Source organism: Vineibacter terrae (genome assembly GCF_008039615.1).
Lineage (GTDB): Bacteria > Pseudomonadota > Alphaproteobacteria > Reyranellales > Reyranellaceae > Vineibacter > Vineibacter terrae.
Map to the genome: position 1 here is coordinate 81,052 of NZ_VDUZ01000040.1, position 6,171 is coordinate 87,222.

At 67.4% G+C, this 6,171-nt stretch carries 6 protein-coding genes and 1 pseudogene; 4 read left to right on the top strand and 3 right to left on the bottom strand.

What is annotated here, in order from left to right:
- Position 1 precedes the first annotated feature (1 nt).
- Complete coding sequence (locus FHP25_RS29100; protein ID WP_147850494.1) at positions 2 to 568, top strand: type II toxin-antitoxin system VapC family toxin; 567 nt, start codon at positions 2 to 4, stop codon at positions 566 to 568.
- Between the two features lie 90 nt (positions 569 to 658).
- Here the strand turns inward: FHP25_RS29100 and FHP25_RS29105 are convergent, their stop codons facing one another.
- Positions 659 to 2,233 carry a tetratricopeptide repeat protein gene (locus tag FHP25_RS29105; RefSeq protein WP_147850495.1) on the bottom strand — a complete coding sequence of 525 codons (1,575 nt, stop codon included), beginning with the start codon at positions 2,231 to 2,233 and terminating at the stop codon, positions 659 to 661.
- Positions 2,234 to 2,378: 145 nt separating this feature from the next.
- Between FHP25_RS29105 and FHP25_RS29110 the strand changes: the two genes are divergently transcribed.
- On the top strand, positions 2,379 to 2,996 hold the full coding sequence (locus tag FHP25_RS29110; RefSeq protein WP_218578690.1) for a cupin domain-containing protein: 618 nt from the start codon (positions 2,379 to 2,381) through the stop codon (positions 2,994 to 2,996).
- A gap of 16 nt (positions 2,997 to 3,012) precedes the next feature.
- On the opposite strand, the gene FHP25_RS29115 is transcribed toward FHP25_RS29110, so the two are convergent.
- Positions 3,013 to 3,972: a hydroxymethylglutaryl-CoA lyase gene (locus tag FHP25_RS29115; RefSeq protein ID WP_147850496.1), complete on the bottom strand. Its 960-nt coding sequence runs from the start codon at positions 3,970 to 3,972 to the stop codon at positions 3,013 to 3,015.
- Positions 3,973 to 4,212: 240 nt separating this feature from the next.
- On the opposite strand from FHP25_RS29115, the gene FHP25_RS29120 reads away from it, so the two are divergent.
- Together FHP25_RS29120 and FHP25_RS29125 are read left to right on the top strand one after the other, a co-directional pair.
- Positions 4,213 to 4,716: a DUF2188 domain-containing protein gene (locus tag FHP25_RS29120; RefSeq protein ID WP_147850497.1), complete on the top strand. Its 504-nt coding sequence runs from the start codon at positions 4,213 to 4,215 to the stop codon at positions 4,714 to 4,716.
- 88 nt (positions 4,717 to 4,804) lie between these two features.
- Positions 4,805 to 5,056, top strand: a pseudogene (locus tag FHP25_RS29125) (transposase domain-containing protein); the annotation flags it as partial.
- Between the two features lie 145 nt (positions 5,057 to 5,201).
- On the opposite strand, the gene FHP25_RS29130 reads toward FHP25_RS29125, so the two are convergent.
- Complete coding sequence (locus FHP25_RS29130; RefSeq protein WP_147850498.1) at positions 5,202 to 6,029, bottom strand: hypothetical protein; 828 nt, start codon at positions 6,027 to 6,029, stop codon at positions 5,202 to 5,204.
- Between the last annotated feature and the right edge of the window lie 142 nt (positions 6,030 to 6,171).

A 6,171-nucleotide genomic window follows, 5' to 3' on the forward strand; every position in this document is an offset into this window, starting at 1 on the left:
AGTGGCCGGCTTCGACGTCGACGCAGCGATCCGCTGGGCGCGGTTTGATCCCAGGAAGACCTTGGCCCGCCGGGCGGATGCTGAGCTTCCATTCGTCGACGAAGAGCGCATTGGCGGGCAGGGGCTGCTGCTCGATACGTGCGTCTATATCGATCAGCTGTCGGACCGGTCGCCGAGCATCCTCGACCAGCTCGTTGCGACGCGGCAAACCAATCACTCGACGGTCGCGATCCAGGAGCTGATGCACACCGTAGGCGTTCTGGACCCACGCGATGTCCGCACGCCGGCGGCTGCTGCAGCGATACGCGACCTTGTCCGCTCCATGCCGCCCCATCGCGTGCTCGCGCCCGACACCGACGTCCTGGGACGCGCCGCGCTGCTCTCAGGCATGCTTTGTCGCCTCCAGGGCCACGGCGCCGACCGGAGGCTTCGCGCCCTTCATGATTGTGTCCTCTTTCTGCAGGCGCAGAAGCTCGGGCTCACGATCCTGACCGCCAACATCGGCGACTTCGATATCCTCCAGCAGCTGCTCCCGACGGGGCGCGTGCTCTTCTACCGGCGGAAATAGGCACCGCCTCGCGAGCATATGCGCGCGGCGTCGTCCGTGCGAAAGCCGGAGGCCTACCGTCTCTGTGCCCCGTATCACACGGCGGATAGTCTACTCTTCCTCGAGCCCCGCCTTGCGCAGGCCCTGGAGGAAGCGCGCCATCAGTTCGGGGGTCTGGTAGGGGACGTTGGCGCGCACCCAGCCGATGGTCAGGAACGGCTGCTCGCGCCGGATCGCGGCCAGGAAGGCGCGCGCCTCGTCGATCCGCCCGGCCTGGGCGAGGCTGGCGCAGCGCAGCCGCTGCGCGCCCTGGAAGCCCGGGCGCAGGCGCAGGGCTTCCGTGGTGTAGCGGACGGCGTCGGCGAAGCGTCCGGCCGTGTAGTGCGCCACCGCGATGGCGCCGAGGAACAGCGCCATCTCCGGGTCCAGCGGGCTGAGCCTGATCGCCTCCTCGCCATGATCGATCGCGGCGCGATCCTGCCCGGCAAAGGCGAAGCCGCGGCTCAGGTGCGAATGCGCCGCCGCGGCGTTGGGGTTGAGGCCGACGGCGCGGCGGAACGCGGCGATCGATTCCTCGGTGCGGCGTTCCATCATGGCGCAGTAGCCGAGCGCGATGTGGCCCCACGGGTCGCGATCGTCGAGCTCGATCGCCCGCGTCGCATGAAGGCGGCCGGGCGGCAGCCCGGCGTCGCGATCGATCCAGCCCATATGGGCCGCGAACACCAGGCAGAACCCCAGCAGGCTTCGCGCCGGCGCATAGTCGGGCCAGGCCTGGACCGCCCGCTCCAGCGGCGTCACGGCGGCGGCGTGGTCGGCCCGTGTCAGCCGCCAGAAATGCGTCTGCGCCTGCGCCACGAGATCCCAGGCGCCGAGATCGCCGGGCGAGCGCGCCAGGGCGCGCACGCCTTCGGCGGCCAGCATGCGCGGCTCGATCGCCGCGGCGACGCTGCGGGTGATCTCGTCCTGCACGGCGAAGATATCGCCCAGCTGCCGATCGTAGCGTTCCGCCCAATGGTGGGCGCCGCTTGCCGCATCGATGAGCTGCGCGCTGATGCGCAGCCGCTCGCCGGCACGGCGCACGCTGCCCTCCAGGACGTAGCGCACGCCGAGCGCGCGCGCGACCTGCGTCACGTCGACGGCGCGGTGCTTGTAGACGAAGGTCGAGTTGCGGGCGATGACGAACAGCCAGCGGATGCGCGACAGCCCGGTGATCAGGTCCTCCGAGATGCCGTCCGCGAAGTACTCCTGGTCCGGATCGCCGCTCATGTTGGCGAAGGGCAGCACCGCGATCGACGGCCGGTCCGGCAGCGGCAGCGCGGCGGCCGCGGCGACCTCGGCCGCCGCCTCGGAGGAGGCTGCGTCCGCGGGCGGCCCGTGCGCCTCGCGCACCGCGCCGACGAAACGCAGCCCCTTGCGCGGCAGCGTCCTGATCAGGCGCTGCGCCTCGCCGCTGTCGCCGATCGCCGTGCGGGCGGCGTTGATCCGGTTGAACAGGGCGGAGTCCGAGACGATGCGCCCGTGCCAGACCGCGGCCAGCAGGTCGTCCTTGCTGACCACGCGCTCGCGATGACGGATCAGGTGGACCAGCAGGTCGAAGACCTGCGGCTCGACCGCGACCAGCGCGGTTCCCCGCCGCAGCTCGCGGCGGTCGGTATCGAGCGCGCAGTCCTCGAACAGATAGCGCAAGGCCCCCTCGCGGCGGAACGGTCGTGCCCAGGACCCGGAGAATAAAGGGAGGAAACCTTAAGCACAGGATGAGGTCGTCCGAAAGCCAGGTGCCGCCATCACAGGCATATGTCGGGGTCCATATAGGGAGACGAGGGAGACGACGATGCGACGACTTCCGGCCTGCACCCGTCCTCTGTTCGCGCTGGCGCTCTGGCTTTGCGTGTCGGGCGCGTGGCTGTCGCCCCCGGCCGCGGCGCAGCAGCAGCTCAGCATCAAGCCGGTGGCCGAGAAGAAGATCAAGGAATTGCCCGCCGGACCCCTGTACTGGCGGATCGAGACCTTCCCGACCCTGGCGCAGGCCCGGGCGGCCGCCGGGCCGGCGGCGCTGGCCGCCGAGGTCTCCGGCAAGGCCTGGCTGTTCACGCTCGGGCCGAAGGGCGGCGCGACCGCCGGCGCGACCCGGGTCGCGGAGATCGGGCCCGTGCCGCCGCTCACGGCGCCGGAATATCTGCTGCGCATCAACCATGCCACCGGCGCGCCGGGCGCGAAGACGGCCGTGCATTCCCATCCCGGTTCCGAGGCCTTCTATGTGCTGCGCGGCCGGCTGGGGCAGAAGACGCCGCACGGCATCAGCCATGCCGACGCCGGCCAGGCCATGAACGGGCACGGCGCCGACGTGCCGATGGAGGTCTTCAGCAGCGGCACGGTCGACCTCGATCAGCTGGTCATGTTCGTCGTGGACGCGAGCCGCCCCTTCTCGTCACCCGCCCAGCTGCATTGAGCGGGGCGGTCCGGCGTCAGGCGGCGGCGCGGCGGAAGGCGGCCAGCGCGCCGCCGTGCAGCAGCTCGCTGGGCAGGGGATGGCCGACGATCGCCTCGGCCATGCGCCCGACCTCGATCAGCTTCTCGAGGTCGACGCCGGTTGCGACGCCCATCTCCTCGCACAGCATCACCAGCTCCTCGGTGCAGATGTTGCCGGCCGCGCCCTTCTGGCCGGCGAACGGGCAGCCGCCCAGCCCGCCCACGGTCGAGTCGTAGCTGCGCACGCCCATGCGCAGGCCCGCCATGGCGTTGGCCACGGCCATCCCGCGCGTGTCGTGCAGGTGCAGGCTGATCTCCTTGTCCGGCCAGGCGCTGCGCACCTCGCCGATCACGCGTTCGATGCGCGGCGGCGTCGCCCAGCCCATGGAGTCGGCCAGCGACAGCCGGCTGATCTCGATGTCGAATTCGGCCGCGACCCCGAGCCCGTCGCGCAGCGTGCGCACGACCTCTGCCGGCGCGATATCGCCCTGGAAGTTGCAGCCGAAGGCCGCCATGACGCCGATGCGCTTCACGGGCACGCCCTTGGCCAGATGCAGCGCCGTCTGCTTGCGCATCGCCTCGAGGTTCTCGGCGTGGCTGCGGTGCAGGTTCTTGCGGTTGAAGGCCTCCGAGGCCGACAGCGAGATCGTGCCCGAAAGCGACAGCTTGTCCCGGAACGCCAGCGCCCGCTCCAGCCCCTTGTCGTTGAACCACAGCGCCGAGTAGGCGATGCCCGGCGTGGCGCGGAACGCCGCCACCACGTCCTCGGCATCGGCCCAGCCGGGCACCAGCCGCTGGTTGACGAACGAGCAGGCCTGGATCGACTTCAGCCCGGTCTCCGACAGCGCCTCGATGAGGCGCACCTTGTCGACCGAGCTGATCGGCCCGGGCTCGATCTGGAAGCCCTCGCGCGGGCCTTCCTCGTGGATGTGGATGGAGGCGGGCAGGTCGGACATGGGTGGATGCTCCGGGCAATCTGGTGGGAGACTATCGCGCCTCAAGGGAGTTCGGAGAAGCACCTTCTCCCGCAAGCGGGAGAAGGTGGCCGTCGCTCAGCGACGGCCGGATGAGGGTTTCACGCACGGCGCCAGTGTGTTCGTCGTCCACGGCCGAATTCTGGTCCGCCCGACAACGAACTGGGCCAGTGCGAATTCTTTCCTGGCTGACTATATTGGACATGGACGCGGAGAATGGCGATGTCACGGAAAGCCCAACACGTAATTCCCAGCGGAGGCAAGTGGAGCGTCAGAAGCGCGGGAGCCAGCCACGCGAGCGGGACGTTCGAGACCAAAAGGGAGGCGAGTGACAACGCCCGGGAAAAAGCGCGGCGCGAGGGTGGCGAACTCTATATCCACGGCCGTGATGGAAGAATCCGGGAGCACAGCTCTTTTGGACGCGACCCTCATCAAATGGACACCCAAACGATCACCCAAATCGCACAGGGACTCGTCCGCGCGCAGTTCGGCGAGTCCAGCCTGGAGCGGGTCATCACCGAACCTGCAATCGACAGCCAAGGCAAGGACGCGCTTCGCATCATTCTGGTCCTGAAGCCGGGGGCGGTTCGAAAGCTCACTGGAAAGCGGGTGATCGGCGTGCTCGTCGGCATGCAGCAGAAGTTTGAGGCCGAAGGTGATGAGCGCTTCCCGATCGTCGAGTATGCGACGGAGCAGGAGCTCATGGCCGGGAACGACGAGGAATAGGCCGGCAACGACAAAACAAGGTTGACCTGAATCTTGGCCATCCTGAATCCTGATCATCTCTTCGAGCAAGCGGACAAGCTCACGGTACGATGACGGCCGCCTGTGCATGTCCAACAACGCCGCTGAGCGGGCGCTGCGCGGCATTGCCGTGGGCCGCAACAACTGGACCTTCGCCGGCTCCGACGACGGTGGTCGCCGCGCCGCGGCCAACTACACCCTCATCGAGACGGCGAAGCTCAACGACATCGATCCCCGCGCCTGGCTCGCCGACGTCCTGGCCCGCTTGCAGGATCACCCGGCCAAGCGCATCGACGAACTCCTGCCCTGGAACTGGAAGCGCCTGCGCGACAAGACCAAGGGCTCTCGCATAGCTGCCGGCCTGATTAGCGCATCACCTCAACCGGGGCCTTCACCGGACGCGTACGAGGCCTCGGCCGGACCGCCTGACCCAACGACAGGTCCGGTCCACTCGAAGCCGGCAGCGGTTAGCGACTTGTCGACGCGGATCGGCGTGAGCCCTGAATGATCCGTCGAATCCGGTCACCATCGTAAACGTGCAGGATGTTGTTTCCCCCAAGGCGCACGATGCCCGCGAAGCCCAAGTGCGCATTTTTGCTCGCGTCGAGCCAGACAAAGAACACCGGAGCTCCACTGTAGCCGTCGAGGTTCCGCTCCTTCGGTACATTCTCCTTGACGTGGAACGCGATGTGGCCGTCCATGACGTTCGCTTCGGACGGCTCTAGCGTTAGCCGTGCAAAGCCCGATATGACCTCAGCCAACGCCATGCCGTCCTCGGTCAGGTTGTACTTCGAGCCCACGCTGGGAAACGCGGTGATGAAGTAGGATACGATCTCGCCCGCCTTGGCCTCATCCAGCGTGGACACCCGGTTGATGTCGAGGAACCTGAGATTAAACTCCGGTCGCTTTTCTCCCCGCGTGAACATGAGGATTAGCAGATCTTCGGCATACTGCATCTCCGGCTGATCGTAACTCACAAGCACCGAACCGCATGGGGTGACCAGCCCAGTCGTGCCGGGCCGTTCCTCACTGGGGAACGCCACGCATACCTCGGTGCGCTCGCGCTCATCGGAGCGTTTGCCTAACTGGTGCCGCGTCGCGATCAGGTAGTTCTCACCCGCCTCACGAACCAGAGCGCACGACCCAGCCAGCGAGACGTCAAAGGGTGATCCTCCATTATAGAAAATGAACGGCTGAGTGAAACGGGTGCACGAGTACGGCGCTTGGCTGAACGGCACGAGGAGTCCGTTGATCGTTACGGAAAGTTTTGCTTTGGCATCAAACAGGCGTTCCATGGCAGCATTCACTAACCCAACTTTCCCTACTGGCGAGTAGCGAAGGCAGAAAGTGTAATCGAATCAACGGCGGCTCGTGAAAGGTCTTCACTACATGGCGGGCTCGGGCTGGCGGTCGAGGGCACCGGCGGCAGTGATCCTG